This is a genomic window from Nonomuraea zeae (assembly GCF_005889725.1).
Classification (GTDB): Bacteria; Actinomycetota; Actinomycetes; order Streptosporangiales; family Streptosporangiaceae; genus Nonomuraea; species Nonomuraea zeae.
On sequence record NZ_VCKX01000578.1, the window covers coordinates 1 to 2,865 of the forward strand.

Annotated in this window: 2 protein-coding genes; both read right to left on the bottom strand. The window is 74.0% G+C overall.

Features of this window, described 5'->3' with window-relative positions; all coding sequences use genetic code 11:
- Positions 1-182: 182 nt before the first annotated feature.
- A complete protein-coding gene (locus tag ETD85_RS67180) occupies positions 183-1,988 on the bottom strand; it encodes a DapH/DapD/GlmU-related protein (protein WP_138698947.1) in 1,806 nt (601 codons plus the stop codon).
- Between the two features lie 15 nt (positions 1,989-2,003).
- The coding region (locus tag ETD85_RS61345; RefSeq protein ID WP_240780166.1) for a beta-galactosidase small subunit at positions 2,004-2,865 on the bottom strand (862 nt) is incomplete at its 5' end.

Consider the following 2,865-nt stretch of genomic DNA (forward strand, 5'->3'; position numbering starts at 1 on the left):
CGCCCTGCCCACCTGCTGTCCCGGCACGACTGCGGCGACCACCTGCACCCGAGCGCGGCCGGCCACCGCGCGATGGCAGCGGCCATCGACCTGCGCTCACTACGACGAGGCCATCCAGCACTCATCCCGGCCCCGGCGTCACCGCGAACAGGCCGACCCGGACAGCAGCCACCCAGCCCGGGTCAGCCGGGAAGCTGGAGGGCCGGCTCCGGGCGGTGGACCCCCCGGGGCCGGTAGCCAAGGGTGTCGGAGATCCCCAGGTAGTCGGCGAGCAGCCAGATGATGGCCAGCCACATCTCCGTCCCCTGCAACCCAGGCGTGCGGGCCTCGCCGTGCCCCAAAGTCAGGGCGAAGCTGAGGCCCGCGCCGTCCTGCCAGCCGCCGAGCGCGCGATCCAGCTGCTCCCTGGCCCACGCCTCGCCCTCCGCGCGCCGGTGCGGGGTCTGCCGGCCGGTCAGCCAGAGCGGATGGATGACGTCGAGCACGTTGCAGGCGTTGCCGTTGCCGTGGCCGAAGTAGCGCGGGTCGCGGGCCTGGGCGAGCACGGTGTCCACGGCCCGCTCGGGGTACGGCAGCGGTAGCCCGAACTGCGCGAACGTACCCCTCGTGAGCCGGTAGAAGCCGTTGACCACCTGCAGCCATCCCGCGTCCCCGTCCGGCTCGCCCCACATGCCGTGGGCCTGGCGGCAGCGGGTGAGCAGCCAGCCGTACAGGGTCTCCAGGTTCTCGCCGCGCACGCCGAAGCCGGCGAGGTTGCGATAGAGGCCGGTGCCGAACGCGTCCACCCACGACCCGGCCGTCCACGCGTTCCGCGCCCAGTCGAGGCCGTCCAGGGTCGCGATCAGGTCCTTCGGCGCCAGGTCGGAGACCGCCCTGATCGGGTGCGCGAAACCGGTGCCGAGCAGGTCGAGCGCGTACCCGACGGACAGGATGTGATACGCCGTGACGCCCTCCAGCTCGGGGCGTCCGCCGCTCGCATCCTCCTCCGGCGGCCCTTCGGTCCCCGGTGACTTCGCGCGTTCCCGTTCGGGTGAGCCGGGGGCGCCTATCTCCGGCACCAGTCCCGTCGCGGGGTCCTGGCGGTCGCGCAGGAACGCGACGATCTCCTCCCTGGCCGGCACCGGGGGCGGCCCGCCGAGGAGCAGGTCGGCGATCTCGACGGCGTCGGCCCAGGCGCGGACGGTCGGCTGGGCGTCCGGGCGGTCCACGTACCGCTCGCCGGTCCAGCAGCGGGCGAGCACCGCCTCGGCCTGCGCCCTGGCCCGCCCGGCGAAGTCGGCGAGCCGCCGTTCGAGGTCGTCGCCGATGAGGGGCGCGGCGTCCGGGAGAGCACGGCCGGCGGTGTGCGGGACGACATTCTGCACGGCGGGGGCAGGATCCGGGGTGTTCCGGGAGGCCGGGGTGTCGCCGGAGGCCGGGGTGTCGCGGGCGGTGCGGCGGTCGCGGAGCGGCCGGGCCGGGTTGCCCGCCACCATCGCCCACGCGGGCACGTCCTTGGTGACGACCGAGCCCGCCCCGACGACGGCGTGGTCCCCGATCGTCACCCCGTCGAGCACGACGACGTTGGAGCCGATCCACACGTCATTCCCGACCCGGATGCCCCGGGTCGTGATGGGCTGGCGGAAGACGGGACGGTCGGGCGCGGTGCCGTGGTTGAACCCCAGCAGGGACGTGTGCGCCCCGATCCGCACGGCGTCACCGAGCTCCACCCGTCCCCGCACCACCGCGTACGGGTTGACGGTGCAGTCCGCGCCCATGGAGATGTCGTCGGTGACGTAGGCGTGGGCGGCGATGTAGCAGAAGTCACCCATCCGCAACCGGTCGGTGTGCACGGCGGCCAGCGGCGAGATGAACACCTTCCCGGCGGCGTCGAGGCCGATCCCCTCGCGCAGCGCGGCCTGATGGCGCTCCTGGGCGCGGCGATCCTCCTCGGTCGCGTGGTCCCAGAACAACCACGGGCAGAAGTCGAACTTGGACGGTTCTGTCATGCGATCAACGTCCTCTCAGACGGTCAGCGTCATCGACCAGGAGTAGCGCCGGATCGGCAGGCGGTAGCGCTCGGGCAGCGCGGGGCCGCAGGAGGCGCTGCCGAGCCCCTGCTGGCCGTGGTCCAGGTTCAGCCAGACCCGGCCCGAGTCGGTCAGGTCGTGCGGGCGGCGGGCGGTCTGGAGCGCCTCGCTCGTCCAGCGGCGGGCGGTGAAGTCGACGTACGGCTCGCCGTCCACGCGCAGGGTCGCCAGCCCGGGGCCCGACACTTCGAGCCAGCGGGTCTCGACGTGGTTGCCGTTCTCCTGGGGCACGACGTACGGGGTCTGGAGGGCGTCGATCGAACGCGCGTACCGGCCGACCGGCGCGGCGGCCCGGCTGTCCGCGTACGACTCGCCTGGGCCCGGGCCGAACCAGGTGACCTCGGTGTAGCCGCCCGGCAGGGCGAAGCGGGCGCCCATGCGGGGCGGGGTCACGCTGAGGTGGCCGTAGGCGGTGTCGTGCCAGTCTCCGACGGGGTCGGCCTCGATGCTCAGGGTCAGGGCGCCGTCCTGCCAGCGCCAGGTGCAGGTGGTACGGAAGCCCAGGGTCCTGGTGGCGGGGCCGCTGCGGCCGTGGACGACGAGCGTCCGGTCGTCGGGCCGCTCGATGTCGCCGGTCCGGTGGAGGAAGCGGTCTAACCCCACGGCCTCCCAGTCGGCGGCCAGCGCGTTCCTGGTGCCCTGGCCGCGGTCGTTCTCGGTCGGGGCGCGCCACACGTCCAGCACGGGTCCGGCCAGCTCGACCCCGCCCAGCCTGACCAGGCGACCGGTCCTGCCGTCGAACTCCGCCGCCCCGAGCCGGAGCCCGAGGGAGCGGACGTGCTCACCAACCGCGAAC